The following is a 21,584-nucleotide window of genomic DNA, read 5'->3' as shown; positions in this document are numbered from 1 at the left end:
TGTTAGCGTATCTTTTTTACATAGGCAAAAGGATGAAAAGCGTTTGTATTGCGATAACGCCAGTACGAATCGCAATATTGTGGGATAGCGTTAATTATTTAACAACACTATTGGATTTACATCAAAAAAAAGGTGAAAAACGGAACAGTCTAACGTCCTCGTATGATTTCAGCCAGTAGTTTTTTGGCTCGTAAAAGTTTGATTTTTACGTTGCTCAGCGGTTCATTTAAGTGCTCCGAAATCTCTTGATAACTCAATTCTTGGAAGTAACGCAATTGAATCACCTCTTGATAATGGGGTTTGAGTTCTTTAATAAATTGCAGCAAACGGGATAAGTTTTGCTCTGTAATAAGTACGTCTTCAGCGGTGGGAGAAGTGTCCGCAATGTTGTAGGCTTGTTGGTCTTCTTCGTCGGTGATTTCTACAAAAAGCGCTGATTTTCGTTTACGCAATAAATCGATATGCACATTTTTGGCAATGGCAATAAGCCAGGTGTTGAATTGAAATTCGGGATTATACGTCGCTATTTTGTCAAAAGCCTTGGAAAAGGTTTCAATCGTAATATCTTCTGCATCGGTTTCATTTTCAGTACGTTTGAGCATAAAACCATACACCTCATTCCAATAATGGTCGAGTAAAAAGGTGAAGGCCACTTGATCGCCTTTCTTTGCTTTTTCGATGTGATGAATTATTTCCAATGCACAGGTTTTGAAAAAAGATTGGTGAAAGCTACGTTAAGTTGGGTGAAAATGAGAACGATTTCAATCAACGGATAGAAATACATCACGTCTTTTTCTTTCAACTTCCCGGCCGCCATTCCCAACACTATCCAGCAAAAAATGTACCGAAAACCAATCAAACTCAATACCACAATCCATTGGTGTTGAAAAGCCAACAAGGCAATTGGAGTAAGCAAAAACAACAGCTGACTTAGGTAAAAAACACTTAATTGAAAGCTGTCAAATCCTTTGTAATATTGGGCTGTAGCGACATGACGTCGTTTCTGTTGGAACCAATCTTTGAATGTAGTTTTGGGGTGTGAATAGGTAAAGCTATCAGTCGTATAACTGCACACTGTATTTTTTCCGTTGGCGGCTTGGTTGATAAACAAATCATCATCACCCGATCGAATTTTCATATGATCCATAAATCCCCGAACCCTGAAGAATTCCTCGCGTTTGTAGGCCATATTTCGACCTACGCCCATGTAGGGTTTTCCTAAACATGCCCAGGCAAAATATTGGGTGGCGGTTAGTAGCGTTTCAAAACGAATTAATTTATTCAAAAACGACCCTTTTGCTTTTTCATAAGCACCATAGCCGAGAACAATGGTTTTTTGTGCCGTAAAATGTCCTGTCATTTCTTTGATCCATTGATTGGAAGTCGGGTAGCAGTCGGCGTCGGTAAACAGTAAATATTCGTATTTAGCTGCTTTAATTCCTAAGGTTAAGGCAAATTTTTTATTCCCCCAAAAGGCTTCATTGTTTTCAACTTTAACCAGCTTGATATTAGGATAAACCGCTTCAAAATGTTCAAAATGCGCCAAGGTATCGTCACTTGAGGCATCGTCGATGAGTACAATTTCAAATTGAGGATAGTCTTGTTCGGCCAAAAGGGGAACCAATTTCAAGACATTTTCAGCTTCATTTTTGGCACAGACAATCACCGAAACAGGAATGCGTTTTGGGGCGCCTTGTTGGGCTTTTTGAAACGCGAATTTGCCAAAAACGAATACGTAATATACGAATTGAACAGCAACAGCGGCAATAAATAATCCAAAAAGAGTCCCTAAAACCATAGTGGTAAATTGCATTTAAAGCGAACGCAAATGTAGCGATTCTCTAGGCAATAAACAACCTCGATTTTAACATTTTACGGACGGTTTTTACGCATCGCTCGTGCCAAGGCATGGGTGTTCGGATCGTCTGTTTTTTCGAGGGCATTCAGAATACGTTGGTAGTTTTTATCATCCCGATTCTGGGATAGTTTTTTCTGTCCTTGCATTTCCGTGATGGCAATTTCAAATCCTACGATACCACGGGCTTCACGCAGGGTTTTCTCCGAAAGATTTTCCATTCGAATGGGATGCTCTGAAGCTATTTCCTGTTGATCGACCAGCTTCTTCAAGCCCGCCAGCGCTTCTTCGTGCGAATGGATTTTTATTTTTCCATAGATATGCACTGCGATATAATTCCACGTCGGTACATTTTCATGATCATACCAAGAGGAAGAGATATAGGCATGGGGACCCGAAAAAACAGCAAGGACAGCATCATTTTCCAAAAACCCTTTGTGTTGCGGATTTAATTTGGAGAGATGTCCCAAAAGATACGGTGTGCCATCCGCTTTTGTGTCCAAAACCAACGGCAGGTGAGTGGCCCACAATTGGCCCTGCGTTTGGTTAATGAGAATCGCAAAATTGTTGGCCCGAATGAATTCTTGCATTTCTTCTGGGTTCGAAAGGCTATAATTTTCGGGAATATACATGCTAAATAATATTTACTTCGGCTTCAATGGCAATGCCGTATTTGTCCCAAACTGTTTGTTGTACTTTCTGCGACAGTTTCAAAATGTCTTGTCCCGAAGCATTGCCATAATTCACCAATACCAAGGCTTGATTTTTATGTACTCCCGCATCGCCTTCACGATATCCTTTGAGACCCGCTTGCTCAATAAGCCAGCCTGCGGGCACTTTCACCTGAGTAGGGGAAACGTCATAATATTTAATATCGGGAAATTGAGCTAGTACGGTTTCAAAATGCGTGCGGGGAATCACTGGATTTTTAAAAAAGCTACCGCTATTGCCCAACTCTTTCGGGTCGGGAAGTTTGCGTTGACGTATCGTTATCACTGCGTTACTAATGTCTTTGATCGTGGGTGTTACCACATTATTTTTGGCCAATTCCGCTTGAATGTCGCCATAATTACTGTTGATGCTGTGGTTTCGTTTGGTTAGGCGAAAAACAACCGATGTAATGATGTAGATTCCCTTGGCCTCTTGTTTGAAAACACTTTCGCGGTATCCAAATTGGCAGGCTTCCCTATCAAAAGTTCGTTTCGACTGTCCATCCATGGTTATCGTTTCACACGAAACAAAGGTGTCTTTGATTTCGGCCCCGTAGGCTCCAATATTTTGAACGGGGGTTGTACCTACATTTCCGGGAATCAGGGACATGTTTTCGAGACCACCATAATTGTGTTCCAAGGTCCAAAGCACAAATTCATGCCAATTTTCACCAGCCATCGCTTCTACCCACACATGGTCATTGTCTTCCTTAATTACCTTTTTTCCTTTCAAATTTACATGGATCACCAAGGCTTCAATATTTCGGGTAAGCAACATATTACTACCGCCACCGAGGATAAATTTGGGTTCGTTCACTTGGTGTTGCAACACCGTTTGCAATTCATCAAGGGTTTGCACTTCGACAAATTTTTGGGCAAAGGCTTCGATGCCAAACGTGTTGTATTTTTTTAAGGGAAAATGAGTTTCAATGGTCATAACGGAAATTGCTTAACGCAAGAAGTTGTAAATTGTGGGTTTATTCTTCAGTCTCCAACGCCCTGCGAAGGAAGTCATTTAAGGGTTTTAAAACCGCCAATTCGCGGGCTATTTTTTTACCAAAATCGGGGTCAAGAAATCGCTCGTCGGCAATAGGTGCCGCTGCTGTAAAACTTTTTAATTTTAAAAATTCAATCCCAGGATGGTTCGGGTCGATGTCTTTGGGTGCTTTTTTGAGCACGTTGCCTTCTTCCCGCGACAAAGATTTGTATTGTGTTGCAAATGATTTTTCATGGACAATATCATCCAAATCTTCGTAAAAGAATTCAATTTCCTTTCTGATTTTTTTCAGTTGCTCGGGCTCAGGACACCATACGCCACCCGCAATAAACGAGGCTCCTTTTTCATAATGAATGTAGTAGCCGGGACTGTTTTTCTGACTTTTATCTTGGGTAAACCACATGCCGATATTGGTTTTATACGGCGATTTATCTTTTGAAAAACGGATGTCGCGATTGATACGAAACGTACAATTTTTAGGCTCGAGGGGCTCGAGTGATGGGTCCCATTTTTTTAACTCCTCCAAAACCGCTGCAATGCTACCATGATACCACTTTTTGTAGGCTTCATAGGCTTTTTTTTGACTGTGAAACCATTCCGTATTGTTATTGTTTTTGAGCGCTTCAAGGAAATCAAACGCTTCACGAGTAGTCATCATTGTAATTGTTTTTTGAGTTCTTCTTCTGAAAGGTAGCCCAAATAACGCCACACTTGTTTTTTGTTTTCATACACCATCAGCGTGGGATAGCCTTCTACTTTAAGTGCTTCTGCTAACGCCAGGTTTTCCTCAGCATCAATACGTACCACAACCACTTTTTCGCTCATTTCGGTAGCAATCTTATCTAGTGTTGGTTTCAATTTTTTGCAAGGGCCGCACCATGTCGTGTAGAAATCGACCAGTACTTTTTTGTCAGTATTCAAAAGTTTATCAAAATCGCTTTGGGTCATTCCCCCAGCAGCCGTAGCATCAGCCAATCCGGCAGCACGCCATTTTTGATAGCCTCCGTCCAGTTCATAAATGGTTGTGAATCCTATTTCTTGCAGTTTTTTGGCAGCAGCAGTGCTACGACTTCCCGCCAAACAATACACAAATACAGGTTTTAATTTATCGAGTTGTGCTACCCCTTTTTCAAATTCCTCAGTGGCATTCCAATTCAAATTTTGCGCTTTGTCGAGATGACCAGCGGCAAATTCTTCGGGCGTACGCACATCAATAATTTGGGCTTCAGCTTGGTTTTTTATAGCCGTTGCAAAGGCTTGTGCATCCAAGGTTTCATAGAGGCTAGTGATATTTTTTTCGGTCGATTCGGTTGCTTTTTTTTGACAACTGGCAGTTATCATTACTAGGGATAACAACACTAAAGTAATATTTTTCATCGTTTATTTTTTTGCGAAAATAATAGGGTAAAGATAGCCATTCTGTAAGCTTTGTTACAAATGAAATAATTTATACGATTGTTGGGTGTTTTTAACCAATTGCTCAGTGCGTTCGGGATGGGTGTCGGAGATAAAAAGTTGGCCAAATTCTTCTTGTTGTACTAAGGCTATAATTTGCTGCACCCGATTTTCATCCAATTTATCAAAAATATCATCAAAAAGTAGAATGGGTTTTTCACCGCTTTGTTTTTTTACAAATTCAAATTGCGCCAATTTCAAGGCGATTAAAAACGATTTTTGTTGGCCCTGCGAACCGTATTTTTTTATGGGATAGTCTTCTATTAAAAACGACAAATCGTCTTTGTGAATGCCAGTTGCTGTGTATTGTAATTGACGATCGCGCGGGAGATTCTTTGCTAACAATTCTTCGGTGGATGCCTCTAGCAAATCGCTTTCATAGCGAAGTTCAACCCGTTCAGCACGCCCCGTAATGTGGTGGTGGTGTTTTTGAAAAATGGGTTCAAACGAAGCAATAAAGTCTTGTCGTTTTTGAAAAATAGGTGCGCCCAACTGATGCAATTGGTGGTTGTATACGGCAAGCGTTTCGGGGTCAAACGTATGATTCAACGCAAAATACTTCAACAAAGCATTCCGTTGACTAACCACTTTTTGGTACTGAATGAGCTGTTGCAAATAGGGAGCATCCAATTGCGAAATCACGGTATCCATGAAGCGGCGGCGTGTTTTCACTTCCTTCTACAATCAAATCCGTATCCGAGGGTGAAATAATGACTAACGGAATGAGTCCCACATGTTCAGAAAACTTTTCATAGGGTTTACCGTTCCGTTTTAATACTTTTTTCTGTCCTTTTTTTAAGCTACAAACGATATGTTCACTGCGTTCTTGTTTTTCAAATTCTCCTTCAATCATAAAGAAATCGGTCCCATGTTGAATATTCTGCGCTGCCAACGGATTGAAATAGCTTTTTCCGTAAGCCAAATGATACACCGCATCCAATACATTGGTTTTACCCACTCCATTTTTCCCTACAAAACAATTGATTTTAGCGTCAAAAGCATAGGTTACTTCAGCGATATTTTTATAGTTAAGTAAAGAAATGCGTTTTAAAAACATTGCAAAACAAAGGGTTAGCCTGTTCGATTGCCTCGTTAAGGAGATTTTTACAAGAGGTGCAAATTATTGAAAAATATCGAAAAAAATGGCTTTTAAATTTGAATAAAAATTATATTTTTGCGCACACTAATTTAACATACATGGCAACATATAATAAAAGAGGATACAAAGCCCCCAAAGAAAAAGTAGAAGGCGATGAGAACGTAAAGATGGACAATCAGTTCTTGGAAGACGTGCCCAATGTTGATGAAAAGGACAGTGCAACGGCTCGTACGTTTGATGCTTTAGACCAAACAGCATCACGTACCGAAGAATGGGTTGCTCGTAACCAAAAATTTATTTTAGGGTTCTTGGGTGGTGCCGCTTTGATGACCATCGGGTATTTGTTGTATCAGAAATTTGTTGTTGAGCCTAACGAGCAAAAAGCAACCGACGATTTGTATGTAGCCCAGCAAAATTTCCAAGCGGCTGTAGATGCACAAGACCCCAAAGTACAAGATTCTTTGTTCACCTTAGTGGTGAAAGGAGCCGAAGGAAAACAAAGTGCTGTGGATTTGGCGAGTCAATATAGTGGAACCGATTCAGGGAATTTGGCCAACTATTATGCGGGTATTGCGTATTTGAATTTGAAGAAATACGATGATGCAATCAAATTTTTGGAAGCTTACAAAGCTAGTGACGATTTCACAGGTCCGATTGCAGTTGGAGCTATTGGTGATGCCTATGCTCAGAAAAAAGATAATGCTAAAGCTTTAGAATACTACGAGAAAGCAGCTCGTGCAAAAGCGAATGAATTTACAACGCCTCGTTATTTATACAAAGCAGGCGTAATGTGTGTGGAAATGGGTAAAAAAGGAGACGCGTTAAAATACTTTACCGAAATTAAGGAACAGTACGAAAGCGCTCCTGAAGCACAGCAAATCGATGCGCTAATCGGAATGGTGAAGTAATTCAACTTCATGATCTAGTACGCCCTTTTTACGCATGGCAACGGAAAATAAAAACTTATCCCAATACGATAAAAATACAATCCCAAACGCGAAGGACTTTCGGTTTGGGATTGTTGTTTCTGCCTGGAATGGACACATTACCAATGGCTTATACCAAGGGGCTTTACATACCTTGCTCGATTGTGGCGCTTGCCCTGAAAACATCATTACATGGGAGGTGCCTGGAAGTTTTGAATTAATCTACGGCGCCAAACGCATGATGGATCAACCGGTTGATTGTGTGATTACGATTGGTTGTGTGATCAAAGGGGAAACCATGCATTTTGAGTTTGTTTGTGAGGGGGTAACGCAAGGCATCAAAGATTTGAATTGCTTGGGAGAACAACCCGTTATTTTTTGTTTGCTCACCGACAATACCGAACAGCAATCCATCGACCGAAGTGGTGGAAAGCATGGCAATAAAGGAGTCGAAGCTGCCATTACAGCGATTCATATGGCCGCCCTTCGGCAACGAACAAAACAATAATCGAATCCTGTCGCTTCGGCAGGATTTTTTGTTTTTTTAACCCTAGTTTTCGCTAACTTTGCGTGGATTTGTCTGAAAAGATAGGTTTTCTAATTTCTGCATGGTATGTCGTCAATTATTCAATTACTTCCCGATCACGTTGCCAACCAAATTGCCGCTGGTGAGGTGGTACAACGTCCTGCTTCTGTGGTAAAAGAGTTGCTTGAAAATGCGGTAGATGCCAAGGCGACCGACATCAAGTTGATTGTTAAAGATGCCGGAAAGTCCTTGGTGCAGGTGGTCGATAACGGTATCGGCATGAATGTTACCGACGCCCGACTTTGTTTTGAACGCCATGCGACTTCCAAGATTCGTCATGCAGAGGACTTATTTTCTATCCATACCAAAGGGTTTCGGGGGGAAGCCTTGGCCTCCATTGCTGCGATTGCTCATGTTGAAATGAAAACCCGACAAGCCGATGACGAGTTGGGTACCCATATCATCATCGAAGGGAGTAAGTTTATTGCCCAAGATCCCGCTGTAGTGCCGAAAGGGACGTCATTTGCTATTAAAAATTTGTTTTTCAATATTCCTGCCCGACGTAATTTTTTAAAGTCCGAACACATAGAGTTTCGCCATGTTATGGATGATTTCCAACGGGTTGCATTGGCCCATCCTGGCATTCATTTTACCCTAATTCATAACGGAAGTGAAACCTTTAATTTGCCTATTACCAATCAGCGGCAACGCATCGTGAATTTGTTTGCGGGAAAAACCAATGAAAAACTTGTTCCGGTTCAAGAAACTACCGAAATTGTGAGCGTTCAAGGATTTATTGGAAAACCTGAATTTGCCAAAAAAAATAAGGGCGAGCAGTTTTTTTTCGTCAACGACCGCTACATCCGAAGTAGTTACCTTCATCATGCCGTGTTGTCGGCCTATGAGGGCTTGTTGAAAGAGGGCATGCAACCCAGTTATTTTATTTATTTGGATGTGCCTCCGCATACCATTGATATCAATATCCATCCTACCAAAACCGAAATTAAGTTCGATGATGAACAGGCGCTTTATGCTATACTACGGGCAGCGGTCAAACACAGTTTGGGACAGTTTAATGTAGCTCCAGTTTTGGATTTTGAACGGGATCCTAATTTGGATACGCCTTACGAATATCAGCACAAAGAGGCAGCATATCCTACCATTCAAGTCGATCAGCATTACAACCCATTTGCCGATGATAGTACTCCTGTTCGATCAACATCAACGCTACAATCTGTTCGTCAACAACGGTTTCCTCCAGCGCCCTCTTCGGCTTCGTGGGAGAGTTTGTACGTTGGTTTAAAACAAGATACCGAAGCGATGTTTGTTCCCGAATCAGAGAATGAACGCGCCACTCCTTCGTTATTCAATGATCAAGAACCTGAGGCTGCTGTTACCAAAACCTATCAGTTGCAGCGAAAATATATCGTAAGTCCTATCAAATCGGGGCTTATGTTTATTCATCAAAACCGAGCCCATCAACGAATTCTTTATGAGCAGTTTTTAACGCAAATAACGGTGCAACAAGCCGCAAGTCAGCAACTTTTGTTTCCCTTATCGCTTTCGTTTACTCCGGTAGAAATGCATTTATTGGCCGAACTCGAACCCGCGCTTCAGGCTGTGGGATTCCAGTTTGAACGCTGGGAAAACGAAGTTGTAGTGGTGAGTGGCATTCCTGTCAATACGACAGCGCAAGCCATTCCTGGCGTGTTTGAAACGGTTTTGCATGCGTTCCAAGAAGGATTTACCGATAGTTTTAGTCCCAACGATACCTTGGCTAAAGCGATGGCACGATCCTTGTCGATCAAAAAAGGGGTTGTTTTGTCGGAAAAAGAACAAGAAATGATTGTCAACGGCCTTTTTGCCTGCAAAGATCCCAATGTAAGTCCTCAACAAAAGCCCACCTTTATCACAATGAGTGTGGACGAAATCGATAAAAAATTTTCGCTATGATGCAATTGTCCCCTGTGGTTAAACAGCTTTTAATCATCAATGTTATTTTCTTTTTGGGATGTATTCCTTTGGTTCACGCCACCGATTATTTTGCTTTGCATTATTTCAAAAATGAAAGCTTCCGTTTGTGGCAGTTTTTCTCGTACATGTTTATGCACGGCGGATTCATGCATTTGTTTTTCAATATGTTTGCTTTGTTTTCTTTTGGCATCATGTTGGAACGTATTTGGGGCAGTTCCAAGTTTTTGTTTTTTTACATTTCATGTGGTTTGGGCGCTGCTTTGGTTCACATGGGGGTTAGTTTTTTTATTGTCCAAGAGGTAGCTCACCAATTGTCGAGTTTGCAAATCGCTCCCGATGATTTCAATTTCTTGATGAATGCCAATTACAATCTTTCTGTCGATCGCGATTATAAAATTGTAGGTGAGGTGAATACGCTTTTGGAAAAATACCGTTTTACCCAAGACCAATTCAATACCTTAACTCTAGCCGTAAAAGAATATCAAACTCCAATGATAGGAGCTTCGGGCGCTATTTATGGCTTATTGGTCGCTTTTGCCTTTATGTTTCCCAATGCCGAATTGATGATGTTGTTTATTCCTGTGCCCATTAAAGCGAAGTATTATGTCACGGCTTTGGTACTTTTGGATTTGATCATGGGGTACCGAGGGACATCCATTTTTGGCGGTAACAGCACAGGCATTGCCCATTTTGCCCACCTTGGAGGTGCCTTGTTCGGATTTATCATGATGTGGGTGTGGCGAAAAAATCAGTTTAACCAAAACCGTTGGAATTAATATGCGTATCTGGGAAGATATCAAATTACAATACCGAATTGGCGGAATCGTTAATCAGGTCATTTACTGGAATGTAGGCGTTTTTATTCTGGCTATTCCTTTCTTTTACCAATTTCGTGAAGGATTTTTTGCCTATCCCGATTGGTTGGCCTTGTCCTCGAGTTTCAACTCTTGGTTGTTTAAGCCATGGACCTTAATCTCGTATGGTTTTTTGCATTCTGGATTTTTTCACCTGTTTTTCAATATGGTCATGCTCAATTTTGCAGGGCGACTGTTTCAAACTTTTTTTACCCAAAAGCAGTTTTTAGGGATGTACCTCTTTAGCCTATTGTTTTCGGGTTTGGCCTACAGTGTTGCTTACACTTTGTTGGGAGGTGACGGAATCATCGTGGGGGCTTCAGGAGCTGTTTTGGCCGTTTTAACCGCGGTCACCGTTTGCCAACCGCTTATGGAGTTACGATTGTTACTGATTGGAAACGTAAAGTTGTGGCATGTAACAGGTGTTATTTTACTCTTAGACGTTTTGCAAATCTCTATGTCCAACACGGGCGGGCATATCGCACATCTCGCGGGGGCAGCATTTGGGGTTCTCTACATGAAGTTGTTGCAATCGGGTACAGACTTAAGCCAACCCGTTACAAAAATTATTACTTTTTTTGCTACTTTAGTGAGACCCAAATCGAAGTCGCCGTTTACCAGCGTGCACAAGAATCCACAACGGAAAACAACAAACACCGCCTCAAAAGTGGTTTTAAAAGACAAAAAACAACAACAAATTGATGAGATTTTAGATAAAATTAGTCAATCGGGTTATGATAGCTTAACCCAAGCTGAAAAAGAATTTTTATTTCGAGCAGGAAACGAATAATGCGCAAATTATCACGATTTAATAAGCTGATGTTAGGGTTGAATGTGACGGTAGTCATTCTCACTTTCATTGCTTATGTATTTCCGTTTTTAGCGCCAAATTTTTTCCCTTTTTTATCGGTACTTACGCTTGTCTTACCTTTGTTTCTTATTGTCAATGCCCTGTTTTTTGTGTATTGGCTTCTTCAAATGAAACGGCAAATGATTGTCTCTGGATTGGTGTTGATTTTGGGAATTACATTTATCAATAAATTCTATAAATTCGCTGCCCTTGACCTACCTAAAGAAGAAGGCGATATGGTCGTGATGAGTTATAATGTTCGCTTGTTCAATCTTTTTCAATGGCTTCCCAGTCCACATGTCAAAGAGGATATTCGCCGTTTTATCAATGAGATGAATCCCGATGTGTTGTGTTTGCAAGAGTATTCTGAAAATGCAGGCGTTGATTTGCGGGTGTATAAGTACCGAACAGTTTTTATGCAAGGTTATCAAATTAAGTCGGGACAGGCTATTTTTTCTAAATATCCTATCATCGACGAAGGTCAAATCGCTTTTGAAGGGTCGGATAATATGTTGGTTTACGCTGATATTCGGAAAGGAAGGGATACGCTACGAGTGTACAACATGCATTTACAATCTATCAAAATTTCACCCGATGTGAATGAGATGGAACAGCACGTAGATTCCATCAACAAGCGCAAATCGACCATGGTACTGCATCGCATTTCGGAAGCGTTTAAAAAGCAGCAAATTCAAGCCGAAGAATTAATGGAGCATAAAAAAGAATGCCGCTACCCGATGATTATCTGTGGCGATATGAATAACAGTGCCTTTTCGTATGTATATCGCGGCATCAAAGGCGACTTGAATGATTGTTTTGAAGAAGCGGGAAAAGGATTTGGGGCAACGTATAATTTTAAATACTATCCGGCTCGTATTGATTACATTTTTGCCGATCGTCGTTTTAAAGTGAAGTCCTTTCAACATTTTCCTGAATTCAAGAACTCCGATCACTTTCCGATTGTTACCCGTATTAAGTTAGAGCCCCGCTAACGATTGTCGTTTCAGATAATCCAAAGCGCGTCGTCCTTCGTTAAAGAGTAAATCAAGGATACTAAGGTTGTTTAAGAATCCGTGTTTATCCCCAAAAACTTGTACATAGGGTTCAATGAGGGTAGGATCCTTTTTTCCTTGAATTAAAAAGCGAAAATCCAAAACATCGGTCACTTCTTTATGGTACTCTTCAGTTTCTTCGAAGGGGAAGTCCAAACCCAAACAGTGGGAAATAATTTCTAAGGTTTGGTAATTTAAATCCCAAAGGAATACGTGTTTTTTTTCAAATATCGGACGTAAATCATCCTCAAAATATTCAAAAAAAGGCGACGTTCGGTAGGCGGCTTCTAGCGATTTATAATGCTGTTTTTGCCAATCAAAAGCGGTTTCCAATCGTACATCGCGCATTTTTTGATGCCCTTCTTTCACATGTTTGATGGGAACATTCAACAATTGCAAGCCGTTGGGACTGTATATATACATTCGGTTGCGGTGGGTTTGTTTTTGAAAATGATCGCCCGTTTCAAAAACTACATGTGAGGCTTTTGCTAAGGCAACAAACGTACTTACAGAAGGGAAATATCCGGGATGTAATAGGACTTTGGACACGATTATTATTCTTCCGATTGTTTAGCTTTTCTCTTTTTCCAGAAATATTCGCCAACAAAGTATAGCGCCAGCACAAACAAGAAGTATTTGAAGTACGATTGGGGTTGTCCTTCGCCACTAACCGTTGTAAACATGCGGTCCCAACGAATACTCCAATTTTTAAATCCTTTGTCAAAGTTTTTCACACTCATCCAAATGAAAATTGGTTTTCCAACAATGTGATTTTCGGGTACATACCCCCAAAAACGACTGTCTTCCGAGCGGTGACGGTTGTCCCCCATCATCCAATAGTAATTCTGTTTAAAAGTATACGATGTACTCGGTTTTCCGTTTATGAAAATTTCACCGTTGCGAATCTCAAGGGAATTGTTTTCGTATTCTTGGATGATTTTTTTGTAAAAAGGTAAGCTTTTCAAATCCAAAGCTACTGTTGCCCCAGCTTTAGGAATGTAAATCGGCCCGTAATTATCGATGTTCCAAGGTTTAGTGTACGGAAAAACGCTCAAACTAGCCTCTTTAAAAATAATCCGTTCCACTTTTTTAATCCCAGTAACGGTGCGTAATTTCTTAGCCACTTCATCGGTCATGGCATTAATGAAAAGCGTATCGCTCTCCCAACGGCCACTGGCAACTCCACCTCCGTCAGTAACATCATTTTCCTCTAAAAATGGTGTAATATCAGAAAACTGCTTATGGTCATAAATTACGGTATACGAATACTGCGGTTTAGCACGTACAGGTAAAACTAGGGGTTTACCATTCACATACACGATTCCTTCTTTGATTTGTAAACTATCGCCAGGAATACCAAGGCATCGTTTTACATAATTGGACTTCTTATCAACCGGTTTGAGGTACTTTCGGTCTTTGACAAAGAATTGCGCTACCGTATCAGCGGGCCAGTTGAATACCACGATGTCATTGTTTTTTACCGTTTCAAAGCCGGGGATACGCAAATAAGGAAATTGCAATTTTTGTTTCCACGAATTTGGATTTTCATCATCGTAGAGGTAGGATTTTTTTCGTAATAACGGAATGGTATCATGCACCATAGGCGCGGCAACCGTTGTGTTGGGCACCCTTGCACCGTAGTGAAACTTACTCACAAATAAGAAGTCGCCTACCAAAAGCGATTTCTCCAAAGAGGAGGTAGGAATCGTGAACGGTTGAATAAAATAGGTATGAACAAAAGTAGCCACAACAATGGCAAACAGAATCGAACTGACTGTTTCCCCCGTTTTGGTAGCGGGATGGGTGCTGCGATCGGCTTCATAGGTAAGCGGTTGGGTATAATTTACATAATAGAGGTACAATCCCAATGTAAATACGACCAAAGCCGTGTCGCTGGTCGATTTTTTACCAAAACTTCGTAAAGTTTCTACCCAAACCACGGGGATGACAATCAAATTAATGATCGGTATAAAAAATAAAAGCAGCCACCAGGTGGGACGCTTTACTATTTTCAACAAAACAACGGCATTGTACAGCGGGACAAAAGCTTCCCATGCTTTACGACCTGCAGCCACATAGAATTTCCACGTTCCAGCGGCATGGATCACTTGGATAATCAGGATAAAAACGAACCATTGTGTAAATGTCATAATACTCTATTTTTATAAATCTAAAACGTCTTTCATGGTAAACACCCCTTTGCGTGTGGCAAGCCATTCAGCGGCAATAACAGCTCCGTAGGCAAATCCCTCTCGGTTGTGCGCGGTGTGTTTGATTTCAATAGTATCAACAGCAGAACGGTAAAAAATGCTGTGGGTACCGGGAACTTCATTTTCTCGCTTCACATCAATATAAAGCGCATCTGTCGCCTTGGCATCTAAACTCCATTGTGTAAAAGGAGTGTAGGGGAGTAGTCCTTCGGCCAAGGTAATGGCAGTGCCACTGGGTTTGTCCAATTTTTGGGTATGATGAATTTCTTCCATATCCACAGCATATTGCGGGAATTTTGCCATCAATTGCGCTAATTTTTGATTTAATTCAAAAAACAAATTCACGCCCAAGCTGAAATTAGAACCATATAAAAAAGCACCATTTTGTTTTTCACAGAGCGCTTTCATGGCCTCATACTGCGCGAGCCAACCCGTAGTACCCGAAACAACAGGGATGCCGTTTTGTAGACAGGCGGTAATATTTTCGACTGCAGCATCAGGAATACTAAAATCAATGGCAACATCGGCGGTTTCTAAACCCTCAAAGCTGTCTTGGCGCGTTTTCCGTAACACGATAGCATGACCGCGTTCCAAGGCGATTCGCTCGATAACCTTACCCATTTTTCCATACCCTAATAACGCGATGTTCATACCTATTTAGTAGCGGTTTTTGTTGGTTTGTTACATTAAAACTTAAAGCTGATGCCCAAACCGAGTTGCCGGCGTTGGGTGAGGTCGTTCTGAATCAAATCGGGTTGAAGCGTGAGTTTGTCGCTCACATTGTACTGCATCAAGTGAGCATCAACATTGGCATCGACAATATTTAGAATGTAGAAAACGCCAATCAATAAAGCCGATAAATCCCGATTTCGTTGGTAAAAACGTTGTGCTTGTATCAGTCGCGACGTGTCAAGATACGAGAATTCATCATCGTTAAAGCCCAGCAAACGACGCTTGTAGGCATCCCGATAATCGTTGTATTTGTTGTTGTTGGTGATGTAAAAATAAACGGTCGTTCCCAAAGCGGCATAGACTAAGGGGATTTTCCAATACTTTTTGTTGTACGCCTGACCCAGACCAGGAATCACCGCCGAATAAAAAGCAGCACGCGAAGGGGCAAGCATATTGATCGGTTTGGCGGGGGTGTTGAGACTATCAGTGGGTTTCACAGGGGGGGGCGTTGCAGGCGTTTGTTGTGCCCAACCGGTAGAGATTGATAAACAACCCCAGCAAAAGAGTATGTAAATCCAACGAATCACCCTTTTTGCAACAATTTGAGTATCCGGTTAAAGTCCTCCTCCGAATGAAATGGAACCGAAATTTTCCCTTTCCCATTGCCTCCGATTTTTACTTCGACTTTTGCGCCAAAGAATTCAGTCATCGTTTTTTGGTGCGAAGGGGCTATAGCAAAAGAGGTGGCTTTTTTGCTCTTGGGAGCAGTTGGTTTTTGACCCTCTTGGTATTTTTTTACCAACGCCTCAGTTTCGCGAACGGAGAGGTTTTGACTTATGATTTTGTGATAAATATCGGCTTGTGCTTCGTGATCTTCAATGTTGATGATGGCACGTCCGTGACCCATGGAGATAAAACCGTCGCGAATTCCCGTTTGAATGATGGGATCCAATTTTAACAAACGCAAATAATTAGCAATCGTCGAGCGTTTTTTGCCTACACGATCGCTCATTTGCTCTTGCGTTAATTGAATTTCTTCCATCAAACGTTGGTACGAAAGTGCAATTTCGATGGGGTCTAAGTCATGACGCTGAATGTTCTCAACCAAAGCCATCACCAAGGATTCATTGTCATTGGCGATGCGAATGTACGCGGGAATTGTCGTGAGTCCAACCAACTTTGAAGCGCGCAAACGACGCTCCCCAGAAATTAATTGGTATTGATTGAAGTCAAGCTTTCGCACCGTAATGGGTTGGATTACCCCCAATTCACGAATCGAAGTTGCCAATTCTTGTAACGCTTCTTCATTGAAATTGGAACGGGGTTGAAACGGGTTGATGGCCACCGCATCGATATCAATTTCCAAAATAGAACCGATGAGTTTATCGGCATTTTTATCTTCAACCGAACGAATATCGTTGTCTGGATCTTTCAATAAAGCCGACAATCCACGTCCAAGCGCTTGTTTTTTAATTGCTTTTGTCATACCCCTTAACTATTTTTCTTAATCACCTCTTCGGCCAAATTCAAGTAGTTGGTAGCTCCTTTGCTGGTCGCATCGAAGTTGATGATACTTTCCCCAAAACTAGGGGCTTCACTCAATTTTACATTCCGTTGAATGATGGTTTTAAACACCATATCATTGAAATGTTTTTGTACTTCTTCAACCACTTGATTGGACAAACGTAAACGTGAATCGTACATGGTGAGCAACATTCCTTCAATATCCAAGGCTGGATTGTGAATTTTTTGGACACTTTTGACGGTATTGAGCAATTTACCCAACCCTTCCAAGGCAAAATATTCGCACTGGATGGGAATAATCACCGAATCAGCCGCTGTCAACGCGTTCAACGTGAGTAATCCCAACGAAGGCGCGCAGTCGATTAAAATGTAATCATAGTGGTTGCGAATGTCCTTTAAGGCTTCACGCAACATGTATTCGCGGTTTTCCTTGTCGACCAATTCGATTTCAATCGCTACCAAATCAATGTGGGCCGGAATGACATCTACATTGGGCGAAGTGCTTTGCACAACAGCTTCCAAAGGGATGTTGCTGTGTTCTAAAATTTGATACGTACCGATAGCCACCGATTCAACATCAATTCCTAATCCTGAAGTAGCATTGGCTTGTGGGTCGGCGTCAATAAGTAAGACTTTTTTTTCTAAAACACCTAAAGAGGCCGCCAAATTAACCGAAGTTGTGGTTTTGCCGACACCGCCTTTTTGATTTGCAATTGCAATGATTTTACCCATGAAAATTCGCGTCAAATTTAAGAGGTGTAAAAATACGCTTTTTTATGGTTTATTCAAGTCTTATTTGTTAACAATCGACTAAAGTTTGTCATTCATTTCCGCTTAAAATCTGTGCTAGAGTACCTTACCTTTGAGCATAAAAAAAGGGGCCGAACCCCTAATTTTTTACTTACTGCCCTTATTTTTTATCATTGTTTCGAGCATATCCCACATTTCTTGAGGTATCTTTTCCAGAATGTTAAACTGCCCAGCACCTTGTAACCATTCGCCGCCATCAATTGTTACCACTTCCCCGTTGATATAAGCCGAAAAGTCCGAAACCAGATAGGCAGCTAAGTTGGCCAATTCTTGATGATCGCCCACACGACGCAAAGGTACTTTTTTGGACATGTCAAATTTTTCAGCCAAATCACCCGGCAGCAAGCGGTCCCAAGCCCCTTTAGTAGGAAACGGCCCTGGTGCAATCGCGTTCATACGAATGCCATATTTTGCCCATTCTACGGCCAAACTGCGGGTCATTGCGAGCACGCCTGCTTTGGCAGTTGCACTGGGAACTACATAACCCGAACCGGTCCAAGCGTAGGTCGTTACAATATTCAACACGTTGCAATTCGTTTGTTTGGCTGCAATCCAATGCTTTCCAAACGCCAACGTACAGTTTTTGGTTCCTTTTAAAACAATATCAATAATCGTATCAAAGGCATTGGCCGACAAGCGCTCGGTGGGGGAGATAAAGTTTCCGGCCGCATTGTTCAACAATACGTCGACTTTACCATACCTTGCAATCACTGCCGCCAACATCGCTTCGACTTGGTCGTAATGCCGCACATCACAAGCGAGCGGTAAACAAGTCCCTCCCGTGGCGGCTTCCAGTTCGGCCGCCGTAGTTTTTAACTTGTCCAAATCCCGAGAAGTGATGGCTACTTGAGCGCCCAATTCCATAAAATATTTTGTCATGGCTTTCCCCAAGCCACTTCCACCGCCAGTTATAACAATGGTTTTTCCTTCCAAAGCTCCGTCGCGAAGCATTTTAGCTGCAAAATTCATAGAGGGCTTTTTTTTCGTAAAGATAGGAATTAATTTTATATGCGCGCATAATAAATTGAACAAGTGGATTTTTTATAGTGAACTCCATTGTTCGGTCCAACCAAAATGATTTTGGATGATGGTGGATTTGTTTTCGAGTAGGTAATTTTTATAGGCTTCAGCTACCGGTGATAGGTTTTTCGATTTCATCCAGATCATGTTCCACTGCGACGATTGGGGGAGTCCTTCGGCGGGTATGATTTGCACATCGCCGTTTTGCAACTCATTTTTGATCCCAATCACGGGCATGATAGAGCACCCCAGTCCGGCCATAATTGCTTGCTTGACGGCTTCATTGCTAGTGAGTTCCATTTTTTTGGTTCCCTTGCTGTCCAACTGGTTTAAAAACCGTTCCATGACAAAGCGACTACCCGAACCTGCTTCCCGATAAATTAGTGGCAAGGCTTGAATGGCCTCGAGGGTCAGCGGTTTTTTGGGCATGGGAAAATCGCGGTTGGCCACAAGCACGAGTTGGTTTTCCATAAGCGGAATGCTTTGCACGGATAAATCCGGGAAAAGCGACACGAGGGCAAAATCAACTTCATTATTTTCGAGCGAACGTACGACCCTATTTTTATTGGTAACATCTAGCACTAGCTCTACTTCGGTATGTTGTTTTAAAAAGTCGGCGAGTAAAAACGGAATCACATATTTCCCTGTAGACACCGAGGTTATACTCAATTTTCCACTTAGTTTGCCTTTGTACGCCATCGTTTTGTAGTTGATGGCTTGCACTTCGTTTAATATGTTTTGGGCCGCCCGGGCGATTTCCATTCCAAATTCGGTGACATACAACTGCCGTCCCACCACTTCGGTCAGCGGAATATCAAACTGATCCTGAAAATTACGCAACTGAATCGATACAGCGGGTTGGGTGAGGTAGAGTTGTTCTGCTGCTTTCGTGATGCTTTTGGTTTCGGTGACTTTCAAAAACACTTGCAATTGGTGCAGGGTGTAATTCATAACCTTTTTTTATGGATAAGTAACAAATATATCTATTTTTCTTATGTTGCTTATAAAAAGGAGAGTTAATGTGTCAATGTCAATGTCAATGTCAATGTCAAAAATCAATATCAATGTCAAAAATCAATGTCAATGTCAAAAATCAATTTCAATGTCAATGTCAATGTCAATTTCAATGTCAAAGTCAATGAGTCAATGGATAGGTTCTTATTCATTTAAGTTGGCAACCATGCGTTCCACATAAGGGAGTAATTTTTTATCACTTTTAAGGTCTGAGGCAATTAACCAGCGATGAAAATTTTTCAAATCCTTTTTTAAAAAATACCCTTGAAGAATGTTGTAAGCATTTTCAGCTTTGTAAGTGGTGTCGGTTATAATTGGCAAATAATGATTTAAAGTGTCCTCAACTGTTTGAACTCCAACTTTGGTTGATTGCCTTATTCCTACTATCTTCGTAAAAAAAGTGAAGGGATGGTGTCCAAATTTCCCCAGATGGGTTCTAGTATTTTTTCTAAAATGTCGCAATTGGCAACGCAGTATAATGCGATCAATTTGTCGCAGGGATTTCCAGATTTCCCCATTGATGATCGGTTGAAATTGCATTTGGCGCAAGCCGCACAGTCTCATTTTCATCAATACGTGCCTATGGCTGGTTATGGTCCTTTGCTGGAACGTTTGGCCACATTAACAGAAACGCAATACGGTCGTTTGATCAATCCGCAACATGAAATACTTGTTACCGCGGGTGCGACGCAGGGAATTTTTGCGGCCATCCAGGCGTTGGTTCATCCGGGCGATGAGGTTATCGTACTGGATCCGAGTTACGATTGTTATACTACTCCTATCCATTTGGTGTCAGCGCATCCTGTACGAGTGCCCTTAGGCGCTGATTTCTTACCCGATTGGCCCCAAATCGAAGCTGCTGTGTGTTCGCGTACCCGCATGATCATTATCAACAGTCCCCACAATCCCTCGGGGCGGGTTTGGAACTCAAGTGATTATTTTGCTTTACAAAAATTGGTTGCACAACATCCGCAGCTACTCGTGCTATCGGATGAAGTATATGAGTATATCACCTTTGCGTCTAGCCCCCAATCGGTACATCAATATGCGCAGTTATGGGAACGTTGTATTTCGGTTTCTTCCTTTGGAAAATCATTCCATTGCACCGGTTGGAAAGTGGGTTACATGGTAGCATCTGAACCGCTCATGCGCGAGATTAAAAAGGTACATCAATTTTTGGTTTTCAGTGTCAATTCGGTGGCCCAAGTAGCTTTAACTGCTTATTTGGAGGAGGTGTCAGTGGCTTTGTTAGGTGATTTCTATCGCCAAAAGCGCGATTATTTCACCCGTTTGATGCAAACGACCGCTTTTACTTTACTTCCCTGTGAAGGTTCCTATTTTCAGTTGGTTAGTTGGCCAACAGCGCAGGTTGAATCGGATATGAGTTTGGTGAAACGTATGGTACAAGAAGTGGGAGTTGCTGCGATTCCGCTGTCGCCCTTTTATGAGCATCCGACTCAAAATCAATACCTTCGATTTTGTTTTGCCAAATCCGATACGATCCTCGAGCAAGCCGTTGAAAGATTACAAAAAATTAAATTTTAAAACGTAAAAAAAACTTTATATTTGCATCGCTCAAATCGGGATGTAGCGCAGCCTGGTAGCGTACTAGCATGGGGTGCTAGGGGTCGCTGGTTCGAATCCAGTCATCCCGACCGAAGAAAACCGGACAGTGTCCGGTTTTTTTGTGGGTATCCTAAGCGCAAAATTTATTTTGCAGCGAAGAATACCCACAAAAAAACAACTGCGAAGCGGTCGGATTTTCTTCGAGCAACGGTCCCTCCCTTTGGATCACGTAGTAATCCAGTCTCAATTCATTTTGCAGTGAAGGATACCCACAAAAAAAACAACTGCGAAGCGGTCGGTTTTTCTTCGAGCAACGTTCCCTCTCTTTGGATCACGTAGTAATCCAGTCTCAATTCATTTTGCAGCGAAGAATACCCACAAAAAAACAACTGCGAAGCGGTCGGTTTTTCTTCGAGCAACGTTCCCTCCCTTTGGATCACGTAGTAATCCAGTCTCAATTCATTTTGCAG

Annotated in this window: 23 protein-coding genes, 1 tRNA gene and 1 pseudogene; 8 read left to right on the top strand and 17 right to left on the bottom strand. The window is 41.6% G+C overall.

The window, feature by feature from the left end; genetic code table 11:
* Positions 1–149: 149 nt before the first annotated feature.
* The 7 genes and pseudogenes from ABWO12_RS07130 to recF form a co-directional block, all read right to left on the bottom strand.
* On the bottom strand, positions 150–698 hold the full coding sequence (locus ABWO12_RS07130) for an RNA polymerase sigma factor (RefSeq protein WP_353088066.1): 549 nt from the start codon (positions 696–698) through the stop codon (positions 150–152).
* Entirely contained in the window at positions 689–1,813 is a 1,125-nt protein-coding gene (locus tag ABWO12_RS07125) for a glycosyltransferase (RefSeq protein WP_353088065.1), read from the bottom strand. The genes ABWO12_RS07130 and ABWO12_RS07125 overlap by 10 nt, the downstream gene beginning before the upstream one ends.
* A gap of 59 nt (positions 1,814–1,872) precedes the next feature.
* Entirely contained in the window at positions 1,873–2,487 is a 615-nt protein-coding gene (locus ABWO12_RS07120; RefSeq protein WP_353088064.1) for an FMN-binding negative transcriptional regulator, read from the bottom strand.
* Between the two features lies 1 nt (position 2,488).
* The gene (gene murB, locus ABWO12_RS07115; protein WP_353088063.1) at positions 2,489–3,502 is read right to left on the bottom strand and encodes a UDP-N-acetylmuramate dehydrogenase; all 1,014 of its coding nucleotides are present in this window, start codon (positions 3,500–3,502) and stop codon (positions 2,489–2,491) included.
* 40 nt (positions 3,503–3,542) lie between these two features.
* Positions 3,543–4,220: a DUF2461 domain-containing protein gene (locus ABWO12_RS07110; protein WP_353088062.1), complete on the bottom strand. Its 678-nt coding sequence runs from the start codon at positions 4,218–4,220 to the stop codon at positions 3,543–3,545.
* Entirely contained in the window at positions 4,217–4,939 is a 723-nt protein-coding gene (locus tag ABWO12_RS07105) for a thioredoxin domain-containing protein (RefSeq protein ID WP_353088061.1), read from the bottom strand. The genes ABWO12_RS07110 and ABWO12_RS07105 overlap by 4 nt, the downstream gene beginning before the upstream one ends.
* 54 nt (positions 4,940–4,993) lie before the next feature.
* A pseudogene (gene recF, locus ABWO12_RS07100) lies at positions 4,994–6,074 on the bottom strand (DNA replication/repair protein RecF).
* Positions 6,075–6,214: 140 nt separating this feature from the next.
* Between recF and ABWO12_RS07095 the strand changes: the two are divergent.
* The 6 genes from ABWO12_RS07095 to ABWO12_RS07070 all read left to right on the top strand — a co-directional run bounded on the left by ABWO12_RS07095 (position 6,215) and on the right by ABWO12_RS07070 (position 12,238).
* Positions 6,215–7,024, top strand: a complete 810-nt coding sequence (locus tag ABWO12_RS07095) for a tetratricopeptide repeat protein (protein WP_353088060.1) — start codon at positions 6,215–6,217, stop codon at positions 7,022–7,024.
* A gap of 34 nt (positions 7,025–7,058) precedes the next feature.
* On the top strand, positions 7,059–7,550 hold the full coding sequence (gene ribH, locus ABWO12_RS07090) for a 6,7-dimethyl-8-ribityllumazine synthase (protein ID WP_353088059.1): 492 nt from the start codon (positions 7,059–7,061) through the stop codon (positions 7,548–7,550).
* A gap of 105 nt (positions 7,551–7,655) precedes the next feature.
* Positions 7,656–9,521 carry a DNA mismatch repair endonuclease MutL gene (gene mutL, locus ABWO12_RS07085; protein WP_353088058.1) on the top strand — a complete coding sequence of 622 codons (1,866 nt, stop codon included), beginning with the start codon at positions 7,656–7,658 and terminating at the stop codon, positions 9,519–9,521.
* Positions 9,518–10,318 (top strand): rhomboid family intramembrane serine protease, encoded by an 801-nt coding sequence (locus ABWO12_RS07080; RefSeq protein ID WP_353088057.1) that lies wholly within the window; start codon positions 9,518–9,520, stop codon positions 10,316–10,318. Before mutL ends, ABWO12_RS07080 begins: the two co-directional genes overlap by 4 nt.
* 1 nt (position 10,319) lies before the next feature.
* The gene (locus tag ABWO12_RS07075; protein WP_353088056.1) at positions 10,320–11,186 is read left to right on the top strand and encodes a rhomboid family intramembrane serine protease; all 867 of its coding nucleotides are present in this window, start codon (positions 10,320–10,322) and stop codon (positions 11,184–11,186) included.
* Positions 11,186–12,238, top strand: a complete 1,053-nt coding sequence (locus tag ABWO12_RS07070) for an endonuclease/exonuclease/phosphatase family protein (protein ID WP_353088055.1) — start codon at positions 11,186–11,188, stop codon at positions 12,236–12,238. Before ABWO12_RS07075 ends, ABWO12_RS07070 begins: the two co-directional genes overlap by 1 nt.
* Here the strand turns inward: ABWO12_RS07070 and ABWO12_RS07065 are convergent.
* The 9 genes from ABWO12_RS07065 to ABWO12_RS07025 form a co-directional block, all read right to left on the bottom strand.
* Positions 12,224–12,847: a WbqC family protein gene (locus ABWO12_RS07065; RefSeq protein ID WP_353088054.1), complete on the bottom strand. Its 624-nt coding sequence runs from the start codon at positions 12,845–12,847 to the stop codon at positions 12,224–12,226. The two genes, ABWO12_RS07070 and ABWO12_RS07065, sit on opposite strands and share 15 nt — an antisense overlap.
* Positions 12,848–12,852: 5 nt before the next feature.
* Complete coding sequence (gene lepB / locus ABWO12_RS07060; protein ID WP_353088053.1) at positions 12,853–14,448, bottom strand: signal peptidase I; 1,596 nt, start codon at positions 14,446–14,448, stop codon at positions 12,853–12,855.
* A 12-nt stretch (positions 14,449–14,460) separates the two neighbouring features.
* Positions 14,461–15,159 (bottom strand): 4-hydroxy-tetrahydrodipicolinate reductase, encoded by a 699-nt coding sequence (dapB, locus tag ABWO12_RS07055; RefSeq protein ID WP_353088052.1) that lies wholly within the window; start codon positions 15,157–15,159, stop codon positions 14,461–14,463.
* Between the two features lie 35 nt (positions 15,160–15,194).
* On the bottom strand, positions 15,195–15,677 hold the full coding sequence (locus ABWO12_RS07050) for a DUF5683 domain-containing protein (RefSeq protein WP_502902917.1): 483 nt from the start codon (positions 15,675–15,677) through the stop codon (positions 15,195–15,197).
* Between the two features lie 86 nt (positions 15,678–15,763).
* On the bottom strand, positions 15,764–16,666 hold the full coding sequence (locus ABWO12_RS07045) for a ParB/RepB/Spo0J family partition protein (RefSeq protein ID WP_353088051.1): 903 nt from the start codon (positions 16,664–16,666) through the stop codon (positions 15,764–15,766).
* 5 nt (positions 16,667–16,671) lie between these two features.
* Positions 16,672–17,436, bottom strand: coding sequence for a ParA family protein (locus ABWO12_RS07040; RefSeq protein WP_353088050.1), 765 nt, complete (start codon positions 17,434–17,436; stop codon positions 16,672–16,674).
* A gap of 165 nt (positions 17,437–17,601) precedes the next feature.
* Positions 17,602–18,483 carry an SDR family oxidoreductase gene (locus tag ABWO12_RS07035; RefSeq protein ID WP_353088049.1) on the bottom strand — a complete coding sequence of 294 codons (882 nt, stop codon included), beginning with the start codon at positions 18,481–18,483 and terminating at the stop codon, positions 17,602–17,604.
* 72 nt (positions 18,484–18,555) lie between these two features.
* Positions 18,556–19,485, bottom strand: coding sequence for a LysR family transcriptional regulator (locus ABWO12_RS07030; protein ID WP_287781271.1), 930 nt, complete (start codon positions 19,483–19,485; stop codon positions 18,556–18,558).
* Positions 19,486–19,692: 207 nt separating this feature from the next.
* A complete protein-coding gene (locus ABWO12_RS07025; protein WP_353088048.1) occupies positions 19,693–19,869 on the bottom strand; it encodes a hypothetical protein in 177 nt (58 codons plus the stop codon).
* An 87-nt stretch (positions 19,870–19,956) separates the two neighbouring features.
* Here ABWO12_RS07025 and ABWO12_RS07020 point away from each other — a divergent pair, with 87 nt between their 5' ends.
* Together ABWO12_RS07020 and ABWO12_RS07015 are read left to right on the top strand one after the other, a co-directional pair.
* Complete coding sequence (locus tag ABWO12_RS07020; protein ID WP_353088047.1) at positions 19,957–21,093, top strand: methionine aminotransferase; 1,137 nt, start codon at positions 19,957–19,959, stop codon at positions 21,091–21,093.
* Positions 21,094–21,129: 36 nt separating this feature from the next.
* Positions 21,130–21,203: transfer RNA gene (locus tag ABWO12_RS07015), tRNA-Pro, on the top strand.
* A gap of 159 nt (positions 21,204–21,362) precedes the next feature.
* Here ABWO12_RS07015 and ABWO12_RS07010 read toward each other — a convergent pair.
* Positions 21,363–21,584 (bottom strand): hypothetical protein (locus tag ABWO12_RS07010; RefSeq protein WP_353088046.1); only part of this gene is annotated, 222 nt, incomplete at its 5' end.

It is taken from the genome of Flavobacterium sp. (assembly GCF_040379285.1).
Classification (GTDB): Bacteria; Bacteroidota; Bacteroidia; order Flavobacteriales; family Flavobacteriaceae; genus Flavobacterium.
This window is presented reverse-complemented; position numbering and strand designations above follow the sequence as displayed.